Raw genomic sequence first — 22,815 nt, 5'->3', positions numbered from 1 at the left:
AATAGCTGAAAAGAGGACGAGGAGGGTGAAAATGGATCTGAGAAGCATCAAAACGTTTAGAACCATTGTGAAGCATAAAAGTTTTCAAAAAGCAGCGGAAGAGCTTGCCTATGCCCAGTCCACGATTACTATGCAGATGAAAAAGCTTGAACAAGAGCTCGGTGTGCTATTAATCGAAAGGGGGAAGAACTTCCAGCTGACAGAAGCTGGGCGGCTATTAAACGCCAAAGGAGAAGTGTTATTAAAAGACTATGACATCCTACAAGAGCTAATGGCTGACTTTATTCACGGTGAATCGGGTGACATCCGAATTGGTGTGATGGAACCCACGGCTAGTTACAGAATGCCTCATGTACTAACGCCCTTTTATGAGAAATTTCCAAAGGTAAACGTTAATATTCAAATTCAAAGCAGTAGAGCCCTTGTAGAAATGGTTAAAAAAGGTGAAATCGATCTTGCCATCTGTACAGCACCGGATGAAATATCAACCCTACACTTTTCACCGCTTTTCACGGAGGATGTTGCATTACTTATGCAGAACTCTCACCCTTTAGCCAATCGAGAATCAGTACGTTTAGAAGACATAGAGGATGAGATGATCCTTATCACAACAGCCATATGCCCGTTTAGACGCAATCTAGAAAAGCAAATGATCGATAAAGGCCTAAAGCCTAAATACCGCATGGAAATTAGCAATATGCTTGCCCTAAAGCATTACGTCGAACTTGGTTATGGTCTTGCTGCCGTACCTATCATTGCCGCTAGCCCACCACCACCCGGAACAGTATTAAAACCCCTTCAAGACTTTCAGAAGGAATTAACCGTAGGGCTCATGCGTAATGAAGAAAAATCCTACACTGGAAATGCAATGACCTACTTAATTGATTTATTTTACAAGGAATTAAAGCACCAGGACGAATCACTTCAAAAAAAGTGAAATAACGTTTCATTTTTTTCAATTATACAAATACGGTGAAGTAAGCTATATTAACTATTAATCCGATTGGTTAACTCACTATTGAACAAAGGGGGATTCAGCATGTCCAATCAAACAAACATTGTCCTATGGAGTAGAGAAGGATGCAGCGCCTGCCAAGCACTAAAAGCCGAGTTAAAAGAGGGAAACATTATCTACAAGAATCTTGATGTAGGGGAGCACCCCTATCTAAGAGATGTATTAGAAATAAAATACGGCATTCGTCACGTACCAGTAGTTGAAATCGGAAAAGATCAGCACTACGAAGCCATCCTTGACGGCGATCTCAACAAAATTCTTGAACGAAAAGCAATCTCATAACGGTTGACCAGACGACTGGAGACCCAAGAGCACATGAAGTGTTATTGGGTTTTCTTTAATTTATATGAAAGGGTGAGAATAATGGTTGAATTTATTTCAATGTTCCCAACTTCCGGTGATAGTAAGTACGTAGGTGTTCGTCCTGAGAGAGAACCAACATTTGAATATAACCAAAGAATAGCTCAAATTGCTGAGAAGTCTGGAATTTCGTCGATGTTATTACCCACAGGCAGCCCGTGTTTAGATGCGTCAATTGTTGCCGCTTCATTGATTAACTCAACCAAAAATCTAAACTTCTTATATGCAGCTAGACCAGGATTCATTAGTCCAAGCGTTTTCGCTAAACAGTTTTCTACTTTGGACTATTTGTCTAATGGTCGAGCGCAAATAAATGTTGTGACCGGGGGATCGCCCGTTGAACTAAGCAGGGATGGTGACACACTTCCTCATGACCAAAGATACAAACGTACAGCTGAGTTTGTCCATATTATAAAAAGTCTTTTTGAAGAGGACACAGTCAGTCACGAAGGAGACTTTTATACGTTAAAAGGAGCATCCTTGTTCCCTAAATCTATTCAACAACCACGACCGGAGATTTTCATAGGTGGTGCCTCAGAGGCTGGTCAGCATGTAGCTGCCGAGCATGGGGATGTATATATGCTCTGGGGTGAGTCCTATGAAGAGACAAGGAACCGAATTCAAGAAATGAAGGCTCTTGAAAAACAATATAAACGAACGCTTAAATACTCAGCTTCCTTTCAGGTGATTGTCGCTGATACGGAGGAACTTGCGTGGGAAAAGGCAAGAAATCTATTAAGTAAAGTGAATGTGGAGCAAATACAGGCAAAGTCAAAAGTCACTCAATCAAACGAATCAATTGGTGAGAAGAGGTTAGAGAAGCTGAGACAAACCTCTAAGGATAAGGATTTCATACTTGGTCCAAATGTTTGGGCTGGTTTAACTCAAGTTCTAGGTGGCAATTCAATAGCACTTGTAGGCACACCTGATCAAATTGCAGATCGTGTCATTGAGTATGCTGAATTAGGCTTTGAGAAGATATTACTAAGAGGATACCCTCATTTAGAAACAGTAGAGGCAATTGGTAGAGATATTATCCCGCGAGTAAATGCCAAATTAAAGAATACGCAGGCTGTATAAAAAGAGTAAGAGTGAGAGGGAGTTAGTCCAATCTCACTCTTTTAAGAGAAGGAGTGAAAAGAGTGAGGTTAGGTAAATGGTTGATAGCTGTATTGTTTGTTTGGGTGTTAGCAGCTTGTAATGGGGGAGCGGCAAGCTCAGGTCAATCATCTGGGGATGATTCAAATCAAGAACCTGTTTCTGGAGGAGACTTTATATTTGCCTTAGGTGGTTCTCTTGACGGTGATGTCATGGATCCGCATAAAACAGCAAATGCCCAGAATATACGAGTCATTCGCTCCATCTATGATAGCTTGGTTGTTGAAAATGAAGACCATTCAATAGAGCCTTGGCTTGCTGAGTCTTGGGAAATATCAGAGGATCAAAAGAGTTACACATTTAAGCTAAGAGAAGACGTAACCTTTCATGATGGGACTCCGTTTAATGCTGAAGCTGTAAAGTTCAACTTTGACCGGATTAACGATCCTGAGACGAATGCATATATATCAAAAAATGAGATAGGTCCGTTTGAATCTGCCGAAGTGATAGATGAGTTTACCGTAACCATTCATTTTAGTGAAACATTTGCACCATTCTTGAGCAACCTGTCTCATACTACATTAGGCATAGTTTCTCCTACAGCTGTTGAAGAACAAGGAGATCGATTTGTGCATAATCCGGTTGGAACAGGTCCGTTTGTATTTTCTGAGTTAATTGAGGGTACAGAAATTCATTTGGAGAATAACAAAGAATATGACTGGGCGCCGCCGACAGCGAATCATGAAGGCCCAGCTTACTTAGACACCGTTGTTATAAAAATGGTTCCTGAAGAGGCAACAAGAATTGGCGTTCTTGAGAGTAAGCAAGTCCACGCAGCAGATATTATTCCTCCTCAGAATCTTGCAGCTCTTGAAGCAAATGACCAGTTTCATATTTTTGAAAAAGAACTCATTCAAAATAATTACAATCTATTCTTAAATTCGAATAAAGAACCTTGGGATAAGAAGGAAATCCGAGAAGCGTTTAGATTGGCAATCGATATGGAAGCCGCAGTGAATACAAATTATTTAGGTACATTTGAAACAGCCTATTCTTCAATAAGTCCTGGCACATTGGGCTATAAAGATTTAAAGGATACGTGGAGCCACGATGCAGAAAAGGCAGCAGAAATACTTGAAGCAGAAGGCTGGGAAGTTGGAGCAGATGGCATCCGTGAGAAAAATGGAGAGAAACTGAAAGTAGAATTTATCGATACGCAAGGAAACCGCGAAAAACGGCTAGATCTTATTACAATCCTACAACAACAATTAAAGGAAGTAGGGTTTGAGTTGGATATTATCTCGCTTCCATCTGGGACCTATCGTGAACGTGCAGATGCAGGTGATTATGATCTGTTCGCTTCAAGTCAGTTTTCAGGTGAACCAGATGTTCTTAGAGTCATCTTTTCAACTAGAGGTCCTCGAGGAGAAAATACGGTATCTAAAGTAAAAGATGAAGAGTTGGATGATTGGCTCGATCAAGCAGTGGAAGAAACAGACCCTGAGAGAAGGTTAGAGCTGTACGGTGATATTCAAGAGAAAATTATATCAGACATCTATTCAATTCCGACATATGTTTTTCTCTACAATATTGGTGTTGGACAGGAAGTAAATGATATTACATTTGATTATACAGGGTTTCCGCAATTCTATGATACATGGCTAGATCAACCATAGTAGTAAGGAGGGAACTTTGTGCTCCAGTTTGTAATAAAAAGAATGCTGATTGCCATACCGGTTATTCTTGGCTGTCTAACTCTAGTCTTTTTCTTAATTCACTTTCTACCTGGTAGTGTAGCTGATTTAATCGCAGGTGAAGAAGTATCAGCTGAAACCATTAGCCAGATTGAAGAAAAACTAGGACTCAATCAGTCGCTTGGTCAACAATATGTCACGTATCTTCTTAATATTATTCAAGGGAATTTGGGACAGTCCTTTGTTACAAATGAACCGGTACTTGATAAGCTGCTGGCCCACTTTCCTGCTACCTTAACATTAACGATTGCCAGTACGATTGTAGCTATTACGCTTGGCGTTGTATTAGGAGTGTTATCGGCGGTTTATTCTAATACGTTTATCGATAATGTTGTCCGTGTAATCAGTCTATTTGGGATCTCCATGCCAAATTTTTGGATTGGCATTATCCTGATTATGATTTTCTCCGTTCAGTTTAATTGGTTTCCTTCTATAGGAAGCGGTAGTCTGAATCAGCTTGTCCTTCCAGCACTAGCACTAGGAATAAGTGGAGCTGGTGTGATTACACGACTAATAAGGAATAGCATGTTGGATGTCTTGAATAATAAATTTGTAACCACCTTACGTTCTAAGGGACTAAGTGAGCGAAAGATTATTATCAAACATGTATTACGTAATGCAATTCTTCCAACGGTTACGGTCATTGGTATCTTATTTGGAGAAATGCTTGCGGGATCCGTCGTAACGGAAACCGTGTTCTCCAGACAGGGAGTAGGTACAGTCATCATCGGGGCGATTAACCAAAAAGACATCCCGGTATTACAGGGAGCGATTCTTCTAATCTCTATTACCTACATCACAATTAATCTATTGGTAGATGTATCGTATTCAGTCATTGATCCAAGAATTAAACGCGAAGCTTAGGCATGAGGAAAAGGAGCTGAAAATACATGAGTGTTTTGTCTAAATCATACCACACAATTCTCTTAAAAAAAGAGAGAACAAATCAAAAACAATTCATAAAAGGCTGGACTAGAAAAGCACTACTTTGGGGTGGGATTGCTGTTCTCATAGGTATTACAGCTGCTGCTTTAATGCCTTCTGTCATTGCTTCGCAGTCACCACCAGTCATGCAGCCTGATCAGTTATTACAACCACCAGGTAGTACTCACTTTTTTGGGACAGATCAACTTGGTCGAGATGTGTTTAGTTTGATTGTATATGGTAGTGCACAATCCTTGTTTATCGGAGTGGCGTCGGTGCTAGTTGGAGGGTTTATTGGTACATTGATCAGCTTAATTGGTGGGTATTTTGGTGGGATTTTAGACATGTTTTTAATGAGGTGTATTGATATACTCATGACGATTCCTGGGATCCTACTCGCGATTACAGTGTCTGCCCTTCTAAGTACAAGTCTTACATCTACAATACTTGCTGTCAGTATTGCAATGATTCCAAACTTCGCCCGAGTGATGAGAAGTCAGGTAATTGCAGTTAAGAACAGATTGTTTATTAAGGCTGCTATTTCCTCTGGCGCCTCACATGCAAAGATCATTATCACTCACATTCTTCCCCACTGTATGTCTCCGTTGTTAGTGATGGCGACAATTGGTATGGGAACGTCTATATTAATTGGCGCGGGTCTGAGCTTTTTAGGTTTAAGCGAGATAAAGGAATTACCTGATTGGGGATATTTATTGTCCCAAGGGCGTTCCTATTTAAACGTAGCTTGGTGGGTGGCGACATTTCCTGGACTCGCTATCACCATTTTAGTTCTCTCAGTCAATTTAATAGGCGATGAACTGAGGGCTTACTTTGATCCAAGAGGCTAAAGATAAGTGATAAAAAGGAGTGACAACATGGTTGATGTGTTAACGGTCTCTAACTTATCTATAGATTTTAATATAAATAATGACAAGTTAAATGTGGTGAAACAATTAAGTTTCTCTATTAAGCCAAAGGAAGTTGTTTGTCTTGTTGGCGAATCTGGTAGTGGGAAGACAGTCACATCGATGGCAATTATGCGCCTCGTAGAGTATGAGAAAGGAATGATTTCAGAGGGAGACATCAAGCTTGAGGGTGAAGACATCACGCACCTTCCTCAGTCCAGACTCAGAAATATTAGAGGCTCTAAAATAGCTATGATTTTTCAAGAGCCAATGAGTGCGTTTGATCCTGTGTATACAATTGGTGCTCAGATTGAGGAGGAAATATTACAACATAAAAAGGTATCAAAAAAGGAAGCAACCAAAAGAGCAAAGTACCTTTTAGAAAAGGTAGGACTTAATGAAGTTGATTATCGAATGAATCAATACCCTCATGAGCTTTCAGGGGGGATGCTTCAGCGGGCAATGATTGCCATGGCCCTGTCCTGTAATCCTACGCTTCTCATTGCAGATGAACCGACAACAGCATTAGATGTTACCGTTCAAGCGCAAATCTTAGACCTGCTTAATCAACTAAAGGAAGAATTTAATATGTCCATTCTTTTGATTACACATGATCTAGGAGTGGCTTCAAGAATGGCAGATCGAATACTGGTTATGTACGCAGGGAAGTTAATGGAGCAAGCTGCAGCAAGGACATTGTTTTCAAACTCTAGACACCCGTATACACGGGGGCTGTTAAACTCAATCATTACGAATGAGACAAAAAGGAAAACGAGATTGTTTGCGATTAACGGAACAATTCCGTCTTTAAAGGAAATTCCAAAAGGGTGTAGGTTTGCTCCGAGATGCGAATATGCAACGGAGCTCTGCAAAGAACAGGAACCGCCCATTCAGTTTTTTGGCGAAGATCAAGTAGCATGCTGGTATAGTGAAAAGGTGCTCAACGAACAAAAGAATACGTTAGATCAACATAATAAAGATGAACGGACCTATATATTGGATGATCAACCTATTTTACTAGATGTGAAAAACCTAAAAAAGCACTTCCCTGTAAAGAAAGAGTTATTTTCTTTTAGAAGTCAACATATTCATGCTGTCGATGGAGTCAGTCTTCAAATACGTCAAGGTGAGACGTTTGGGCTTGTAGGGGAATCTGGAAGCGGTAAATCAACGCTTGGGCGTTTACTTGTACAACTTGAGAAACCGACCTCTGGAGATATTTCATTTGAGGGAGAAGCTCTTGACTCATTATCCGGAAAACAATTGAGAGATGTACGTAAGCAAATGCAGGTCATTTTTCAGGACCCCTATGGCTCTATAAATCCCAGGTGGAAGCTGGGCAAGGTTATTGGAGAGCCTTTACGTAACTTTAGTTCTGATTCAGATAGTGCAATTGAAACGAAAGTAAAAGAAGTAATGGAAATGGTTGGATTGAAGGCATCTTGGTACAATCGCTATCCGCATGAATTTTCTGGTGGCCAACGTCAAAGAATTGTCATTGCAAGGGCCATCACGATGAAACCAAAATTTATTCTAGCAGATGAAGCAGTATCCGCTCTAGACGTTTCCATTCAAGCGCAGGTTATCAATCTGTTGCAAGACTTGCAGAAAGAGTTAGGTCTTACCTTTTTATTTATTGCTCATGGTCTTCAAGTTGTAAGGCATATCTCTGATCGAATTGGTGTGATGTATCTAGGGAAGATTGTTGAGATTGCTCCAGCGGATGATCTATTCGCTCACCCTGCACATCCCTACACACAAACGCTTAATGACTCAATCTTGAATCCAGAGGCCGAGCTAAGTCAACAAGCATCTGATCAAAAAATAAATAGTACAAATGGAGAAATTCCATCTCAAATTTCTCCGCCGTCAGGCTGCCGTTTTCATACGAGGTGTGTCTTTGCCACGGACAAGTGTAAAAAGGAAGAACCAACATTGACTAACTTAAACGATAATCGAGCAGTAGCATGTCATTATCCATTGATTCATGTTAACGAACGATCCTTGCATATAGCAGGAGGGAGAGAAGGTTAATGAGTCAGAAGATGAAGCTAGGGTTATTTATGACGTCAACGGGTCATCACGCAGGAGGATGGCGGTATCCTACTGCCACTCCAGGCAGTCCGTTGGATTTTAAATTTTATGCAAATATTGTTAAGAAAGCAGAGCAAGCAAAGCTGGATATGGTCTTTTTTTCTGACAAGCTTGCTTTAGATGATATATATGGTTCAAGCTTTGCCGATTCTGTGATGTATCGCCCATCGATTACATCAGAACCAATTACACTAATTTCTTCACTAAGCGCAGTTACTAAACATATAAAACTTGCAGCAACTGCTTCTACTACCTATCACGAGCCTTATCACATTGCGAGAATGTTTGCTACGTTAAATCACCTCAGTCAGGGAAGAGTAGCTTGGAATGTTGTGACTTCAACGAGTGATGCGGAGGCTCGTAATTTTGGGGAGTCGTTGCATTTAGACCATGCCACTCGCTATGAAAGGGCAGAGGAATTCATAGAGGTTGTGAAGAAGCTATGGAGCAGTTGGGACGCGGGGACCGATCCAAAGGATAAGAAAACAGGTGTTTATTCGAATAAGGATCATGTGCATTACATTGATCATGAGAGCCACTGGTTTGATGTGAAAGGGCCATTAAACGTTCCTTTATCCGAATATGGACATCCAACCATTATACAAGCAGGCTCATCAGAGACCTTTCGTGAGTTAGCCGTGAAGAACGCAGATATCATATTCACTGTTCAACCTACGCTAGAATCTGCAAAACGATTTTATCAAGACGTACAGTCTAGAATGAAAAGGCATCATAGATCTCAAGATTCTATAAGCATTCTCCCAGGCGTGATGCCGATCATTGGTAGTACTGAAAAAGAAGCAGAGGAAAAGCGACAGTATTTAGACTCATTAATTCATCCTATGGCAGGCATTGCCTTTATGTCTGGAAGTATGAACTATGACTTATCTCAGCATGATGTAGACGACAAATTCCCTGATATAGAAAATGTAATACGAGGTAGTAAAGGAAGATTTCAAGCAGTGATAAGAAAAGCCAGGCAGGAAAATAAGACATTGGCGGAGGTGGGGAAGGCATACGCAGCCAGTCGTTCTCATCAAATTGTAGTAGGGACTCCCAATACTATCTCTGATAAATTGCAACAATGGTACGAGGAAAGAGCGTGTGACGGATTTAACTTAATGCCACCTTATATGGAGGAAGGTTTCACAGAAATCGTTGAACAGGTAGTGCCAGAATTACTAAACCGCAAACTGATAAAAGAAGAGCGTGTTTTAGAGGAACCATTAAATAAATTCACATGAATACTCCGCCCCTTCTGACAGATACTATATCTGATGCACACTGCTGGAGGGTGAACTGGAGATTATGGATGATATTCTTTTAGCGTTGTTTCGAACATTGATAGTATTTTTAATGATTCTGTTTTTCTTCCGTCTAACGGGAAAAAAAGATATTGGAGAAATTAGTGTCCTTGATATTGTCATTACGTTATTAATTGTCGATATAGCTGTCATCATGATTGAGGATACGAATATTCCAATTATGAAAGGGCTTGCCCCGGTCCTTTTACTTTTTGCCATTCAATTTACGTTCTCTCGTATTTCATTAAAGAATCAGAAATTCCGAGACGTAGTGGATGGGCGTCCTGTGCTCATCATACGAGAGGGGAAGTTACAACAAGATAATATGAAGAAGCAATCCTATAACCTTGATGATGTTCTTCTTCAGCTAAGGACCAAGGATGTATTTGATATTCGAGAAGTTGAATACGCTCTGCTGGAGACCTCTGGTGCCTTATCTGTTTACAAAAAAGGGGATGAGTTTCCTTTTACACTGCCCTTTATTCTTGATGGGGCTGTGCAAGAGGAGCATTTAACGATTCTAGGTAAATCCAGTGACTGGTTAACAGAACAGCTCAATGAACGCGGATATGATAACTTTAAGCACATATTTTACTGTGGTTTTACAAAAGAAAAGCAATTGTATATTGAGCCGAAAATCGAGCCACCAAAATCATCGTAAATGTTTTCTAATGCACGTTATGTACATGGTTCGATGCTGGTTAATAGGCAAAGAAGCTGCCTCAATTTGGGTGCATTCTGGTGAGAATGGCCTTGAAATGAGACAGCTTTCTTTGTTAGATGTCATGCTGAATACCGCCAATACATGAGGTTAAAGAATTGACGTGTAGACTCAGCTTGTTTTTTACTTATTTGCCAAAAGAAGCACCAATGATTACAAGTAGGATAAATAGAACCACGATTAACGCGAATCCATTGCCACATCCGCCGCCGTAACCACCAACTGGTCCGCCGCCATTGCCATATCCGTAACCGCCGCCGCCATAACCATAGTCACAACCGCCACCGAAGAAACCCATACTTACACCGCCTTTCGCAAGGGAATACTTTACCTTATGCATCCGCTGAAATTTGGCTACGAATGTGGGCTATTTTTTAGGTAAAGGGGCGGATGGACGATTCTTCAATGAACAATTTTAGTCGAGTGTTCAGTTGTTATATAGGTAGGGGGGTTACAAGGAGGCAAATGAAAACGCCAGATTCATAAAAGCAATTGAACCATTCTCAAAAAAGCTAAAATGAGAAGGAATTATTTCGTTTCTTTCGTCAGCTGGCTTTTTGAAAGACCTGTCACAGCACCAACAAGCTTAATATCAATCCCATAATCAAGCATACACTCAGCCACTTCAAACTTTGTTTCTTCTTTTGCGGAATATCGGACACTCTCTAATACAGCAAGAAAATCCGCATGCGATAAATTGGGATCTGCCTTCATCAGTCAACACCCTTTAGCGTTTTTTTATAGTATACCGAATGTACGTTCGTATGAAAAGAGGTAAATCATAGCAGGAGAAAAATAAAAACTTAAAAAAACACTTGTCTTATGTTGTAGGATTAGTTATAATACTTTTTGTCAGTGTTTCAGGCAGACAAGCTGGCCCGTTGGTCAAGTGGTTAAGACACCGCCCTTTCACGGCGGTATCACGGGTTCGAATCCCGTACGGGTCACCATTATTTTTTTGAATAATACCAGCAGTCAATGGACGAAGAAATTCGCAGCCATTTGATATGACAAAGAGAAACGATGAGTTCGAGGACACAAGCTTTCGAAGGATGGAGCGTACGACTGTACGTGACTGACTGAGAATAGCGCAGTGGACGAAGAAATCAGAAGTTTATCTGCAGTCAAAGGGGAGGATTAGCTCAGCTGGGAGAGCATCTGCCTTACAAGCAGAGGGTCGGCGGTTCGAGCCCGTCATCCTCCACCATTTTACTTTTTTATTTTAGCTGGAGGGGTAGCGAAGTGGCTAAACGCGGCGGACTGTAAATCCGCTCCCTACGGGTTCGGCAGTTCGAATCTGCCCCCCTCCACCATTTTTGGGCTATAGCCAAGCGGTAAGGCAACGGATTTTGATTCCGTCATTCCCTGGTTCGATCCCAGGTAGCCCAGCCATTTTACTTTTTTAAAGCTTCACAGGTATGAGCCATTAGCTCAGTTGGTAGAGCATCTGACTTTTAATCAGAGGGTCGAAGGTTCGAATCCTTCATGGCTCACTTTTATTATTTTGATATTGATTACACAAGCTGCGACTTTTTAAAAAGTGGAGCTTTTTTTGTGAGGAAAAACGCTCAAATAAATTAGACACTCTCCGAAGATTAAAGAATGCGCGGAATGAAGCTACAAGTGCGTGATAGTAGAAATGAGATGCGCGGAAATGTTGAAAATGAGCGAAAACAGAGACCGAATGCGCGCCATTGCAGAAAAACGCTCGAAAAAGTAGGAATGCGCGAATGTAGAGGCAAAATGCTCTAAAAAGTAAAAACCGCGTCCACCGATCTCTATCAATGCATCAAAGAGGTAGCGCACGCCATTTTTTGCAAAAAAAAACACATCTCTTATGTAAGAGATGTTCTAATTAGTTTGTATGATATTTATATTCATTAAGTAGTTCATCTAGTTCCTGACTTCTATGAATCATGTCAGGTGAGCTTAGGTCCAGTGAAAGTGCCATGACATTTAAATCATGACGAACTCTCTCTATATTTGATAAGAGCGTATGAGTAGTCTTGGAAGCCATTTCACATCACCCCTTTTCTGGTAAAATAGTCCGATTTTAGTTTGGACATTACTTTTATACCCTAATTTTTCTCATCCAAACGTCTTTTTTCTGATAAAATAAAAAAAGTACATAAAAAGCGAAACCTTTATTTTGCCGGAACGTAGACGGTACAGATTGAAGTAGTCAGGGGTAGTGCAATGGACACACTGATCAAGAAACTAGTCAAAGAAGTAAAAAAAGGTGACACAGAAGCCTTTGGCGAGCTTGTTGAGCTATTTAAGGACAAAGTGTATCAAGTTGCCTATCGGATGGTTGGCCATCCGCAAGAGGCACAGGATGTAGCGCAGGAAGCTTTTCTCCGAGCGTATACAAACCTTGATAAATATGATGTGAATCGAAAGTTCTCTACGTGGCTTTTTCGGATTGCGACAAATGTAGCCATTGATCGACTTCGGAAAAAAAGCCTGATTTCCACCTCGAAGATAAGGTGAAAGGGACAGAAGGACTGACCTATGAATCGCAGCTTGCGGCCGATCAGGAATTGCCTGAGGATCAGGTGGTTACACTGGAAATGCAGGAATGGATTCAATCCGAGATCAGTCAGCTCCCGCTTCAGTACCGCTCAGCCATTATTCTTAAATACATGGAGGATCTTTCACTAAAAGAGATTAGTGAGATTCTGGATATGCCTGTCTCAACTGTAAAGACAAGAATTCACAGAGGCAGAGAAGCCCTTCGAAAAAGAATGAGAAACGTCTAGATAAGGAGGCATATTATTATGTCATGCGAGTCACATGTACAAGGCTTAATTCATAAATACTTGGATGGAGACGCAACGGAAAGTGAAAAGAAAGAGCTCTATCTACATGTTGAGACCTGTGAAGAGTGTGGTTTGCATCTTCGAGAGCTAAAGAAAGTAATTGCGTTCACTCAGAGCGCATCACATATCGAAGCTCCTGCTAATTTTACAAATCAGCTTATGATGAACCTACCACCTAAGAAGCAGTCATCTCGATGGAAAAATCATTTACGGAAACACCCTATATTGGTAGCGGCGGCTATATTCATGCTGTTAATGTCGACGTCTATCTTCTCGGCTTGGTCTGGAAATTCTGATAAAGTATCAGTTTCTGGCTCAGGTAATATTCAGATTAATAAAGAAGAGGGAATTGTGACGATTCCTGAGGGCGAGACCATTCATGGTGATCTCGTTGTTCGGAATGGCGAGCTTAACGTGGAAGGCAATGTTGAAGGAAATGTCCTCCTTGTAAACAGTAAGCCTTATTACGCTTCAACTGGGGAAATAGCAGGTGAAATTGAAGAAGTAAACCAAGCATTGGAATGGGTCTGGTATAACACAAAGAACTTCTTTGCAGAAGTTGTTTCCGTGTTTGATTCAGAAGAGGAATAAAGGAAGAGTCTCACTCACTAATAATGGGTGAGACTCTTTTATGTTGGAGGCGGGATCTCAAGTAATAAGTATGTCACTATTCATTCACTCACCCCCATCACACCACAGTTTTCCATATCTTCACTTAGCTAGACTATCTCAAATCACGAAATTATATGGTATAATGAGGCAGCTAATGTTGAATGGTAAGCATTAGGAATAAGATCCATGATTAGATTGATTGTTTGGAGGAAAGGCAATGCTAGCTATGCTTCCGTTTGATTTGGCATTTGAAAATGTTGGTTGGCTACGTTATTTCGGCCAAATTATAGATATATTACTTGTGACGTATGTCATATATAAATTAATTATGATTATACGGGGAACCCGTGCCGTACAACTGGTAAAAGGTATTACGGTGATCTTAATTGTGTGGTTTATTAGTGGGTTCTTTGGACTAAGGACGCTTGAATTTATTATGTCACAAACCCTAACGTATGGTTTGTTGGCCATCATTATTATCTTTCAGCCCGAGTTGAGAAGAGGCTTGGAGCAATTGGGCAGAGGACGTTTTTTCTCAAGTCGGACAACACCTAAAAATGAGTCTGTCCAAAATTCGATTGATGCGATTATAAAGTCTTGTACATATATGGGGAAAAGACGAATTGGGGCATTGATTTCTATTGAGCGAGAGACGGGTATGAGTGATTATGTGGAAACAGGCATTCCCATGAATGCGAACTTGACGTCAGAGTTGCTTATTAATATTTTTATTCCAAATACACCTCTGCATGATGGGGCCGTCATTTTAAAAGAAGAGACGATTCTTGCTTCCGGCTGTTATCTTCCGTTATCTGAGAATCCATTTATCTCAAAGGAGCTTGGAACTCGCCACCGTGCTGCATTGGGTGTCAGTGAGGTTACAGATTGCATTACCATTATTGTGTCCGAAGAAACGGGGCACATTTCCGTGACAAAAAATTCAGAGCTTCATCGAGAATTAACAGAGGAGCAGCTGCGTGAGATTTTAGAAAATGAAATGCTATCTGATGAGAAGGTAGCACAGAATACTCGCTTTAAGTGGGGAGGCAAGAAGAATGGATAGGTTGTTCAATAGCCATTGGTTTGTGCGCGTCATTGCTTTTTTTGTCGCGTTAATGCTTTTTGCCATGGTCAATCAGGACAACCTTGGCAATCAGCCTAGTGTACTACCGACCATTAGCAACAGCTCCTACACACTTGAAGAAGTTGAATTGCAGGTTCAATATAATGAAGATGACTATGTGCTGACAAACGCGCCTAATACGGTTCAGGTCAATCTAAGTGGCTCTAGAAGTGCCTTGGCCTACTTTCAAATGATGAGGCCGAACTATGAAGTCTATATAGATGTTACGGAGCTCGCAGCTGGAGAGCACCGCGCCAGAATCCAGTACAGAGGGTTCCCGAGTGAGCTATCTGTGTCTGTTGCGCCACAAACGGCTAATATCGAGCTTCAGGAAATTCAGACCTCCTCCTTCCCCGTGCAGGTTGATTTATTAAATACAGAGGGAGTTGAAGAGGGGTACACAGTCGGTACACCTATTGTCACACCTTTAAATGTGGACGTAACCAATGCTAGTGATTGGGTTGCACAGGTTGATATGGCAAAGGTCTTTATTGATATGGACGGTGCAGATGAAACGCTTGAGAATGAATTTCCTGTGCATCTTTATAATGAAGATGGAACGGAGCTAGAAATGGATAGCAATCCTAATTTTGTGACGGTACGGGTGCCCGTAACGAGCCCTAATAAGCTGGTGCCAGTTAGTATCAAACGAATAGGATCGCTTCAGGACGGACTAAGTATAGAAAACATTGAGCTGACGCCTGGAGATGTGACGGTATATGGACCAAGTGACTTCATTGAGAGTCTTGATTCATTAAGTGGCGTTGAACTTGATTTAAGTAAAATTGAGGAGTCTACGACAGTTGAACTTGATGTCCCAGTTCCTGAAGGGGCAGAAAAAGTAGAGCCTGAAACCATTTCTGTTGAAGTGACGGTTGATCAGGAAGAAGAACGAGAGCTATCGAGTGTCCCTCTCAATATCATCGGGGTGACAGATAACAAAACAGCTGTCCTGCAGTCGGATCAGCCTGCGCTGATTAGTGTCATGGCATATGGTACAGAGGATCAACTGAACCGTATGAGCAACTCAGACTTCCAGGCATATGTTGATATTAGTGATTCATCCGCGGGAGATAAAGAATTACCAATTGAATTTAATGGACCACAGAATATTCGATTTGAAACCGAAGAGACGGACGCATTCGTTACGATCAGGGATCAATCAGAGTAGAAGAGTTGAAGGAGCGATATCAATGGGAAAATATTTTGGAACGGACGGTGTCAGGGGAGTAGCTAACACAGAGCTCACACCTGAACTGGCCTATAAACTAGGGCGAATAGGTGGCTATGTTCTAACAAAGCAAAGTGAAGGGCAGCCACGTGTCATTATAGGAAGAGATACACGAATTTCAGGAGAAATGCTTGAGAGTGCGCTTGTAGCTGGATTGCTTTCAATTGGAGCTGAAGTTATGCGCTTAGGTGTTATTTCAACACCAGGGGTCGCTTTTTTAACAAAAAATCTGAGTGCGGATGCAGGTGTCATGATTTCTGCCTCACACAATCCTGTGCCTGACAATGGAATTAAATTCTTTGGACCAGACGGCTTTAAGTTGAAGGATGAGCAGGAAGCGGAAATTGAGGCATTTCTCGATGCTGAGGAGGATACACTTCCTCGTCCGACGGGTGGAGAGCTTGGTCAAACGAACGATTATTTTGAAGGCGGACACAAATACATCCAATTTTTGAAGCAGACGGTAGAGGTAGACTTCTCGGGGATTCACGTGGCGCTTGACTGTGCAAACGGAGCAGCCTCTGCTTTAGCACGCCATGTCTTTGCAGATCTTGATGCAGACATTTCTGCCATGGGAAGTACACCGAACGGAGTCAACATAAATGAAGGATGCGGTTCTACTCATCCTGAAGGGCTCGCAGAATTTCTTTTAGAAAAGGAAGCGGACATCGGTCTTGCCTTTGATGGGGATGCTGACCGTCTCATCGCAGTTGATGAAAATGGTCAAATTGTAGATGGCGACAAAATCATGTACATCTGTGCGAAATATTTTAAAGAGCATGGTCGCTTGAATAACAGCACAGTCGTCACGACGGTTATGAGTAATCTTGGCTTCTATAAAGCATTAGAAGAAGCGGGCATTGATACTAAACAAACCAAAGTGGGCGACCGCTATGTTATGGAAGAAATGCGTAAAGGCAGCTTTAACCTTGGAGGCGAGCAATCAGGTCACATCATTTTCCTTGATTACATCACAACGGGGGACGGCATCCTATCTGCTTTACAGCTCGTGAATATCATGAAAATGACAGGCAAAACACTTTCCGAGCTGGCAGAGCCGATGCAGGTGTTTCCGCAGGAGCTAGTGAACATAAGAGTCACGGATAAGCATGCAGTCGAAGAAAATGCATTAGTGAAGGCAGCCATCGAAAAGGTCGAAGCTGACATGAATGGCAACGGGCGTGTCCTTGTGCGTCCATCAGGAACAGAGCCACTTGTGCGCGTGATGGTCGAAGCTGAAACAGAAGAGAAGTGCAATCAATACGTAGAAGACATCGCCGCGGTTGTTCGAGCTGAAATGGGATTAGAAGAATAGATATAAACAATGAACCGTTCCCCGCTAATATTGGTGAGGGAGCGGCTTTTGTGTGGGGATGTGGTGGATAGAACATAGAAACAAAGATGACCCTATTTAAGATAGGAATCATCCGTTAACGCCGATTTTAAAGCTTCTTCAATTTTTTCGACTAAATCTAGATTATTAATGATCTTTGTTTCCTCATTTGCAAGCACATCTGTACTATTTGACGAAAACCAGGTTGAAGACGACGGAGAAATGGGTATACTCGTAAATTGGAATGGAACCGTCTATCTTACGACTTCTGCGTATTCCAATGTAACATCATCAAATAACATCTTTAACGATCGGCCAGCCGTTACAAGTGATGCTAGTAACGGTGGAAAGATTAGAGTCATGATCGTTAACAGCAAAGGCGCACAGGTTGGAGGAACAAAGGATATATCTCCAGGTAAATCAGTGAAACTTGAAAAAATACCTTGGAACAGCGGAACATACACCCTAAAAGCAAAAGCCTTAAATAAAAGTGGAACATACCGTATTGGTATAGATTGATTATAAAGTACAAAGATTGGCCACGGGACTTATACCGTGGCCAATTTTATTTACTTATTCGCTAATCATATTATACTTCCTGTTTATTTGCTGGAAAATTTAAATATTGTTGTTCTTGGATTTAGGAATGGTTATGTCCTGATTATTGTTGTGATAAATTGTTATACCGTTTACAGTCTTAGAAAGATCGTTTGTCAGTGAGCCCTATAAAAAGGTTCAACTCCCAATTTTGGCTACTACGGACAAAGAAACGAATGACCTCTTTCCATCAACCCCTTATAAATCTCATTTCTACAAAATACTTTAAGAGCACCTTCTTTATGTTTCTTAAGTTTTTCTTTCCGCTTTCTTATCATTTCCTCCGTAAACTCGGTGTTAAAGGAGCTGAAGGAAATGAAAAGTTTAATGGCGGTAACTAGCTTTGGGTTCGGATTATTTTTATTTATAAATGCAACGACAACAATGTATCACGGACCAGCGTTAGTACTTGATGTGAATCAGGATAAAATTTTCATGGAACAGGACATGGATGTACCTGTTCCGGTGGCTAGTATTTCAAAGCTGATGACGGAGTATATTCTGTTTGAATATATAGAATCTGGCGAGCTGAACTGGGCTGATTCTGTAAAAGTAAGCAAGGAGGCGGCCGAAAAAGAGGGAGTCAGGGTTAATATATCAGAAGGAGACAGGATTTCTGTTCATGATCTATATATGTCGATGCTCTTACCCTCTGCTAATAATGCTACCGCTGCTGTAGCGGAACACATCGCTGGCAGTGAGACAATTTTTACCGAACGTATGAATGAGAAGGCTCAAGAACTGGGACTGTTACATTCTAGGTTTGTGAACTCAACTGGTTTAACCGAAGCAAGAGGTGAAAGCAATGTGATGAGCGCAAGGGATGTGGCGACTTTAGCTCATGCATTAATAACCGAATATCCTCAGGTCTTAAAAGATACTTCTAAGCCTTCCTACGTCTTGGAACACTTTAATGAACGGATTCAAACAACCAATCACATGCTAACTAAACCAGGTCTTGCTTTTGAAGGGCTGGATGGATTAAAGACAGGCTTCACAGATGCTGCGGGCTATTGTTTTGTTGGGACGGCTGAGCGTGAAGGTCAGCGTTACATCACAGTAGTGCTAGGAACACCACATTTTGACTCTCGCTTTGTGGAGACACAGAAGCTGATGTCTATGGCTTTTAATGAGATGTATATTCCTTCCTTAGATGCTTCCATTGTGACATTAAAGGAGGCACGACATACACTATGGAACTAATGCGAACATGGTATGATAAAGTTAATCGAAATGCCGTGGGTTTTTACAAACGAATGAGTCATGATGTACTCGTAAATATTATCGGGCGATCATATGTCACTCCGAGATCAATACGGTATATGGCTTATCGAGCAGCTGGTCTTAAGATAAAAAGTACGGAGGTTCGGAGTGGCTGTACCATTATAGGGTCAAATCTTCTCATTGAGAAAAATGTACTTATCAACCATGATGTATTTATTGATTGCAAAAAAAGAGTGGAGATAGGAGAGAATACGTATATCGCCTTTCGCTCTGTGATATGTACGTCTACTCATCAGTTTGGCCCGGATTATCAAAGAGCAGGTCTTGCTGAAACAAGGCCAATAAAAATAGGTAAAGGCTGCTGGGTTGGTGCCGGTGCTACCATCCTGCCTGGAGTGACAATAGGTGACGGCTGTATCATCGCTGCTGGATCTGTCGTTCGTTCCAATTGTATACCACATGTTTTATATGCAGGTATACCGGCTAAGCCTGTGAAGTCCCTTAAAGGAGAGGAAGAGAACATTGAATAGTCGTTATCTGGCGATTGCCTTAAAAATTATTTCACTCCTGCTGATAAGTGGGTTTTCAGCTAGTTTGGCGGTAGCTGGACTTTATTTTTTGTATCAATTCTCTGGGAATGCTTGGTATGTGAACATGTTTGATCGGATTGCAGCGTCTTTTGGAGAAGCGATTAATTTTTACACCGCTGAATTCTTTAATCTCATTAATATTCTCTTTTTTATAGGTACCATCGCAATCTTTTTATTAATGGGTCATCGCTATATTCATTACTTTGTAAAAATAGAAAAAGACGTGGAACAAATGGTGAATGGCCAGCTCACACAGCGAGTTGAAGTGAAAGGGAATCATGAATTGAGTCAACTGGCTACTCAAGTCAATCAGCTGGTGGAGAAGCTTGAACAAACTGTACATGAAGAAAGAATTGCTGAGCAATCAAAAACAGAACTGATCACCAATGTCTCTCATGACTTGCGAACCCCGCTTACCTCGATTATAGGGTATCTTGATTTGATTGAGAGAGACCAATATAAAGACGAAGTGACATTGCGTTATTATACGGATATCGCCTATGAAAAAACAAAGCAAATGAACACAATGGTCAATGACTTATTTGAATATATCCGTACCAAAAACCCAAAGCTGATTTTAAATAAGGAGTCCATTAACCTCAAAGAAGTGATAAAGCAGATGACCTCTCATTATTATCTACAAATGAGTGAAGCAGGGTTAGACTGCAGGCTGCACCTACCAGATGAAGATGTCATGCTCTCAGTAGACGGGGAGAAATTGTCACGAGTATTTGAAAATATCATCGGCAATGCCATCAAGTACGGATCGGACGCTCCGTTTATTGATATAACCCTACATCAATCTGTAGATTGGACTGAGGTTGATATCCGAAACTACGGGGAGCCTATTGCCGAGTCCGACCTGCCAAATATCTTTGAACGCTTCTATCGTGTAGACAGTTCACGCTCAAAGGATACCGGAGGCTCAGGACTAGGACTAGCCATCGCAAAAAATATTGTCGAGCTACATGAGGGTAACATTCACGTAACAAGTGACCAAGCAGGGACAGCATTTACAGTCAAGCTACCGAATGAGTGAGGTGGCTTTTAACCAGGGGAGTGATTATACCCGTATCACTGCCCCTCTTTTTGAGCGTTGTGGTAGCAATTATACTTCACCTAAGGAGCCGACGATTCCGGCTCTATTCAGGATAGGGGGATTATGATGAAACTGCAAAACAATACCATTCTTGTTACGGGCGGAGCATCAGGCATCGGGTTCGAACTAGCTACTAGACTTCTTGAAATGGGTAATCAAGTCATTATCACAGGTCGAAATCAAAATCGATTAGACGAAGCAAAAAAAAAGCTGAAAAGGGTGCACACAATTCAACATGATGTCAGCAATGCAGAGTCAATCACAAGCCTTTACATCACAGTAAAGGAGCAGTTTCCAACGCTTAATATCCTTATCAATAATGCGGGCATTATGAGAAAAATCAATTTGCATGACGCCACTAGAAGCTTGGAAGACCTAAGCCTTGAAATTGAAACAAATCTGACAGGAACTGTACGCATGAATCAACAATTTTTACCCTTGCTGAAAAGCCAAAAAAACGCAGCGATTGTCAACGTTTCCTCTGGGCTAGCGTTTGTTCCTTTCCCCATTTCACCAATCTATGGAGCGACGAAAGCAGGAGTTCACTCCTATACACGCTCGCTACGAGTTCAGCTAAAGAACACGTCAGTCAACGTATTTGAGTTGGCTCCACCGCCCGTCAATACCCCGTTGCTAAATAATTTTGAGGCGTCAGATGCAAAAGGAGTTCCAGTCATGTCGGTAGCAGATTTAGCTAAAATTGCGATTAAAGGTATCGAGCGAGATCGCTTTGAAATCAGACCAGGAGCAAGTAACCTTTTAAAGATCATTAACCGCCTTTCCCCTGCTTTAGGATTAAAAATGATGAGTGGCTCAGTAAATCGCATGATCGCACCAATCAAGTAAGTTTGAAATCGACGTCCTAGCTGAGGATACTGTATACTTAACCTTATTTTAAGCTTAGTCATTGGAGGCGCTTAACTTGTCCAAACTACCTTTAAATCGTTACAAAGAGCTCTCCCATTTTTTGCGTAGTCGACGTGAAAGACTGACGCCTAAGGAGGTAGGCCTACCCCAGACAGGATATCGGCGGACACCAGGTCTCAGACGAGGAGAAGTCGCAACGTTAGCTGGCATAAGTTTGGAATGGTATACATTTCTCGAGCAAGGACGAAGTATCAACGTATCGATAGAATTATTGGAGAATTTATCTCAAGCCCTTCGGCTCAACCCGGCCGAGCACCGTCACCTATTTTTGCTGGCGCATTGTCAACCGCCTCCGGTAAAACCTACACAGTCATCGGAAGTGAATGGTGCCATCAAACAATTTATTAAGAGTCTCGGTTATTCCCCGGCATGCCTATTGGATGAACGGATGAATATGATTGTTAGTAATGATGCGTTTAAAGCAGTGTTTGGAAAACTAGAGCAGCTCCCTAAAGAGGAACAAAATTACATCTGGGTCACCTTTATGTCAGCAGATTTCCGAGCGATGAAAGGAGATCAATGGGAGCCTCATGCCAAGCGAGTCGTTGCCCAATTCCGAGCCAAATGCGCACAGTACCTAGATGACCCATGGTGGAATGAGCAAACGGAAAACCTCATCGCCGCAAGTCCAGAATTTAAAGCATATTGGGAGCTTCATGAGGTGGAAGAAGATACAACGGAGCATAAAATCATCCACCATCCAACCGCTGGCAAGCTAGCCTTTGATTACCTCTCCTTTCGACCGCAGGAAACCGTAGCAGATATCCTCATCGCCATCCATGTACCAAAGGAAGATGGGATAACGGAAGGGAAGATCCGAGAGCTTCTAGCAGAGTAACAGGATATAGAGAGCACCGCATGTCGATAGAGGGGAGCCGCATGTAAATAGAGAGCGCCGCATGTCGATAGGAGGGAGCCGCATGTCGATAGAGGGCCCCGCATGTCGATAGGAGGGAGCCGCATGTAATGAGAGAGCGCAGCATGTAAATAGAGGGCCCCGCATGTCGATGGAGAGGAGCCGCATGTAAATAGAGAGCGCCGCATGTCGATAGAGGGGAGCCGCATGTAAATAGAGGGCACCGCGT

22 protein-coding genes, 5 tRNA genes and 1 pseudogene are annotated in these 22,815 nt (G+C 41.7%); 25 read left to right on the top strand and 3 right to left on the bottom strand.

Features of this window, described 5'->3' with window-relative positions:
* The first annotated feature begins 31 nt into the window (after positions 1-31).
* The 9 genes from FN960_RS04910 to FN960_RS04870 all read left to right on the top strand — a co-directional run bounded on the left by FN960_RS04910 (position 32) and on the right by FN960_RS04870 (position 10,115).
* Positions 32-937 (top strand): LysR family transcriptional regulator, encoded by a 906-nt coding sequence (locus tag FN960_RS04910; RefSeq protein ID WP_143847466.1) that lies wholly within the window; start codon positions 32-34, stop codon positions 935-937.
* A gap of 102 nt (positions 938-1,039) precedes the next feature.
* Entirely contained in the window at positions 1,040-1,297 is a 258-nt protein-coding gene (locus FN960_RS04905) for a glutaredoxin family protein (RefSeq protein ID WP_143847464.1), read from the top strand.
* 81 nt (positions 1,298-1,378) lie between these two features.
* A complete protein-coding gene (locus FN960_RS04900; RefSeq protein WP_143847462.1) occupies positions 1,379-2,455 on the top strand; it encodes an LLM class flavin-dependent oxidoreductase in 1,077 nt (358 codons plus the stop codon).
* Between the two features lie 62 nt (positions 2,456-2,517).
* On the top strand, positions 2,518-4,149 hold the full coding sequence (locus FN960_RS04895; RefSeq protein WP_143847460.1) for an ABC transporter substrate-binding protein: 1,632 nt from the start codon (positions 2,518-2,520) through the stop codon (positions 4,147-4,149).
* 18 nt (positions 4,150-4,167) lie between these two features.
* Positions 4,168-5,091: an ABC transporter permease gene (locus FN960_RS04890; protein ID WP_143847458.1), complete on the top strand. Its 924-nt coding sequence runs from the start codon at positions 4,168-4,170 to the stop codon at positions 5,089-5,091.
* A 26-nt stretch (positions 5,092-5,117) separates the two neighbouring features.
* Positions 5,118-5,999, top strand: a complete 882-nt coding sequence (locus tag FN960_RS04885; protein WP_143847456.1) for an ABC transporter permease — start codon at positions 5,118-5,120, stop codon at positions 5,997-5,999.
* Positions 6,000-6,026: 27 nt separating this feature from the next.
* Complete coding sequence (locus FN960_RS04880; protein WP_143847454.1) at positions 6,027-8,090, top strand: ABC transporter ATP-binding protein; 2,064 nt, start codon at positions 6,027-6,029, stop codon at positions 8,088-8,090.
* Positions 8,090-9,394, top strand: a complete 1,305-nt coding sequence (locus FN960_RS04875) for an LLM class flavin-dependent oxidoreductase (RefSeq protein ID WP_143847452.1) — start codon at positions 8,090-8,092, stop codon at positions 9,392-9,394. Before FN960_RS04880 ends, FN960_RS04875 begins: the two co-directional genes overlap by 1 nt.
* A 64-nt stretch (positions 9,395-9,458) precedes the next feature.
* On the top strand, positions 9,459-10,115 hold the full coding sequence (locus tag FN960_RS04870) for a DUF421 domain-containing protein (protein WP_143847450.1): 657 nt from the start codon (positions 9,459-9,461) through the stop codon (positions 10,113-10,115).
* Positions 10,116-10,302: 187 nt separating this feature from the next.
* On the opposite strand, the gene FN960_RS04865 is transcribed toward FN960_RS04870, so the two are convergent.
* Both FN960_RS04865 and FN960_RS04860 read right to left on the bottom strand, forming a co-directional pair.
* Positions 10,303-10,473, bottom strand: a complete 171-nt coding sequence (locus tag FN960_RS04865) for a YjcZ family sporulation protein (protein WP_143847449.1) — start codon at positions 10,471-10,473, stop codon at positions 10,303-10,305.
* Between the two features lie 230 nt (positions 10,474-10,703).
* Positions 10,704-10,889 (bottom strand): hypothetical protein, encoded by a 186-nt coding sequence (locus tag FN960_RS04860; RefSeq protein WP_143847447.1) that lies wholly within the window; start codon positions 10,887-10,889, stop codon positions 10,704-10,706.
* A 161-nt stretch (positions 10,890-11,050) separates the two neighbouring features.
* Between FN960_RS04860 and FN960_RS04855 the strand changes: the two genes are divergently transcribed.
* From FN960_RS04855 to FN960_RS04835, 5 genes are all read left to right on the top strand, one after another.
* A tRNA-Glu gene (locus FN960_RS04855) sits at positions 11,051-11,125 on the top strand.
* Between the two features lie 181 nt (positions 11,126-11,306).
* Positions 11,307-11,382, top strand: a tRNA-Val gene (locus FN960_RS04850).
* Between the two features lie 21 nt (positions 11,383-11,403).
* Positions 11,404-11,488: transfer RNA gene (locus FN960_RS04845), tRNA-Tyr, on the top strand.
* A gap of 4 nt (positions 11,489-11,492) precedes the next feature.
* Positions 11,493-11,567, top strand: a tRNA-Gln gene (locus FN960_RS04840).
* A 28-nt stretch (positions 11,568-11,595) separates the two neighbouring features.
* Positions 11,596-11,668 (top strand) — tRNA-Lys (locus FN960_RS04835).
* A gap of 362 nt (positions 11,669-12,030) precedes the next feature.
* Here FN960_RS04835 and FN960_RS04830 read toward each other — a convergent pair.
* A complete protein-coding gene (locus tag FN960_RS04830; protein WP_143847445.1) occupies positions 12,031-12,192 on the bottom strand; it encodes an aspartyl-phosphate phosphatase Spo0E family protein in 162 nt (53 codons plus the stop codon).
* Positions 12,193-12,371: 179 nt separating this feature from the next.
* Here FN960_RS04830 and sigW point away from each other — a divergent pair.
* The 11 genes and pseudogenes from sigW (at position 12,372) to FN960_RS04775 (ending at position 22,568) form a co-directional block, all read left to right on the top strand.
* Positions 12,372-12,934, top strand: a pseudogene (gene sigW / locus FN960_RS04825) (RNA polymerase sigma factor SigW).
* Between the two features lie 18 nt (positions 12,935-12,952).
* On the top strand, positions 12,953-13,585 hold the full coding sequence (locus tag FN960_RS04820; RefSeq protein WP_143847443.1) for an anti-sigma factor family protein: 633 nt from the start codon (positions 12,953-12,955) through the stop codon (positions 13,583-13,585).
* Between the two features lie 262 nt (positions 13,586-13,847).
* On the top strand, positions 13,848-14,669 hold the full coding sequence (gene cdaA, locus FN960_RS04815; protein WP_185970934.1) for a diadenylate cyclase CdaA: 822 nt from the start codon (positions 13,848-13,850) through the stop codon (positions 14,667-14,669).
* The gene (locus FN960_RS04810) at positions 14,662-15,900 is read left to right on the top strand and encodes a CdaR family protein (RefSeq protein WP_143847442.1); all 1,239 of its coding nucleotides are present in this window, start codon (positions 14,662-14,664) and stop codon (positions 15,898-15,900) included. The genes cdaA and FN960_RS04810 overlap by 8 nt, the downstream gene beginning before the upstream one ends.
* A 22-nt stretch (positions 15,901-15,922) precedes the next feature.
* Positions 15,923-17,275: a phosphoglucosamine mutase gene (gene glmM, locus FN960_RS04805; protein ID WP_143847440.1), complete on the top strand. Its 1,353-nt coding sequence runs from the start codon at positions 15,923-15,925 to the stop codon at positions 17,273-17,275.
* 240 nt (positions 17,276-17,515) lie between these two features.
* Complete coding sequence (locus FN960_RS04800) at positions 17,516-17,812, top strand: hypothetical protein (RefSeq protein WP_143847438.1); 297 nt, start codon at positions 17,516-17,518, stop codon at positions 17,810-17,812.
* Positions 17,813-18,205: 393 nt separating this feature from the next.
* Entirely contained in the window at positions 18,206-19,093 is an 888-nt protein-coding gene (locus FN960_RS04795) for a D-alanyl-D-alanine carboxypeptidase family protein (protein WP_143847436.1), read from the top strand.
* Positions 19,084-19,644: an acyltransferase gene (locus FN960_RS04790; RefSeq protein WP_143847435.1), complete on the top strand. Its 561-nt coding sequence runs from the start codon at positions 19,084-19,086 to the stop codon at positions 19,642-19,644. Before FN960_RS04795 ends, FN960_RS04790 begins: the two co-directional genes overlap by 10 nt.
* A complete protein-coding gene (locus FN960_RS04785; protein ID WP_260681922.1) occupies positions 19,637-20,743 on the top strand; it encodes a sensor histidine kinase in 1,107 nt (368 codons plus the stop codon). The genes FN960_RS04790 and FN960_RS04785 overlap by 8 nt, the downstream gene beginning before the upstream one ends.
* A gap of 123 nt (positions 20,744-20,866) precedes the next feature.
* Complete coding sequence (locus tag FN960_RS04780) at positions 20,867-21,649, top strand: SDR family oxidoreductase (RefSeq protein WP_260681921.1); 783 nt, start codon at positions 20,867-20,869, stop codon at positions 21,647-21,649.
* Between the two features lie 76 nt (positions 21,650-21,725).
* Positions 21,726-22,568, top strand: a complete 843-nt coding sequence (locus FN960_RS04775) for a helix-turn-helix transcriptional regulator (protein WP_185970925.1) — start codon at positions 21,726-21,728, stop codon at positions 22,566-22,568.
* Positions 22,569-22,815: the final 247 nt, after the last annotated feature.

It is taken from the genome of Alkalicoccobacillus porphyridii (assembly GCF_007293315.1).
Classification (GTDB): Bacteria; Bacillota; Bacilli; order Bacillales; family Bacillaceae_D; genus Alkalicoccobacillus; species Alkalicoccobacillus porphyridii.
Note: the sequence above shows the minus strand (reverse complement) of the source record. Positions and strands in the feature narration are given on the sequence as shown.

Coding starts and splice junctions, on each gene's coding strand:
- FN960_RS04910 (WP_143847466.1), top strand. CDS start 32: ATGGATCTGAGAAGCATCAAAACGTTTAGAACCATTGTGAAGCATAAA.
- FN960_RS04905 (WP_143847464.1), top strand. CDS start 1,040: ATGTCCAATCAAACAAACATTGTCCTATGGAGTAGAGAAGGATGCAGC.
- FN960_RS04900 (WP_143847462.1), top strand. CDS start 1,379: ATGGTTGAATTTATTTCAATGTTCCCAACTTCCGGTGATAGTAAGTAC.
- FN960_RS04885 (WP_143847456.1), top strand. CDS start 5,118: ATGAGTGTTTTGTCTAAATCATACCACACAATTCTCTTAAAAAAAGAG.
- FN960_RS04880 (WP_143847454.1), top strand. CDS start 6,027: ATGGTTGATGTGTTAACGGTCTCTAACTTATCTATAGATTTTAATATA.
- FN960_RS04875 (WP_143847452.1), top strand. CDS start 8,090: ATGAGTCAGAAGATGAAGCTAGGGTTATTTATGACGTCAACGGGTCAT.
- FN960_RS04870 (WP_143847450.1), top strand. CDS start 9,459: ATGGATGATATTCTTTTAGCGTTGTTTCGAACATTGATAGTATTTTTA.
- FN960_RS04865 (WP_143847449.1), bottom strand. CDS start 10,473: ATGGGTTTCTTCGGTGGCGGTTGTGACTATGGTTATGGCGGCGGCGGT.
- FN960_RS04860 (WP_143847447.1), bottom strand. CDS start 10,889: ATGAAGGCAGATCCCAATTTATCGCATGCGGATTTTCTTGCTGTATTA.
- FN960_RS04830 (WP_143847445.1), bottom strand. CDS start 12,192: ATGGCTTCCAAGACTACTCATACGCTCTTATCAAATATAGAGAGAGTT.
- FN960_RS04820 (WP_143847443.1), top strand. CDS start 12,953: ATGTCATGCGAGTCACATGTACAAGGCTTAATTCATAAATACTTGGAT.
- FN960_RS04810 (WP_143847442.1), top strand. CDS start 14,662: ATGGATAGGTTGTTCAATAGCCATTGGTTTGTGCGCGTCATTGCTTTT.
- glmM (WP_143847440.1), top strand. CDS start 15,923: ATGGGAAAATATTTTGGAACGGACGGTGTCAGGGGAGTAGCTAACACA.
- FN960_RS04800 (WP_143847438.1), top strand. CDS start 17,516: ATGGGTATACTCGTAAATTGGAATGGAACCGTCTATCTTACGACTTCT.
- FN960_RS04795 (WP_143847436.1), top strand. CDS start 18,206: ATGAAAAGTTTAATGGCGGTAACTAGCTTTGGGTTCGGATTATTTTTA.
- FN960_RS04790 (WP_143847435.1), top strand. CDS start 19,084: ATGGAACTAATGCGAACATGGTATGATAAAGTTAATCGAAATGCCGTG.
- FN960_RS04780 (WP_260681921.1), top strand. CDS start 20,867: ATGATGAAACTGCAAAACAATACCATTCTTGTTACGGGCGGAGCATCA.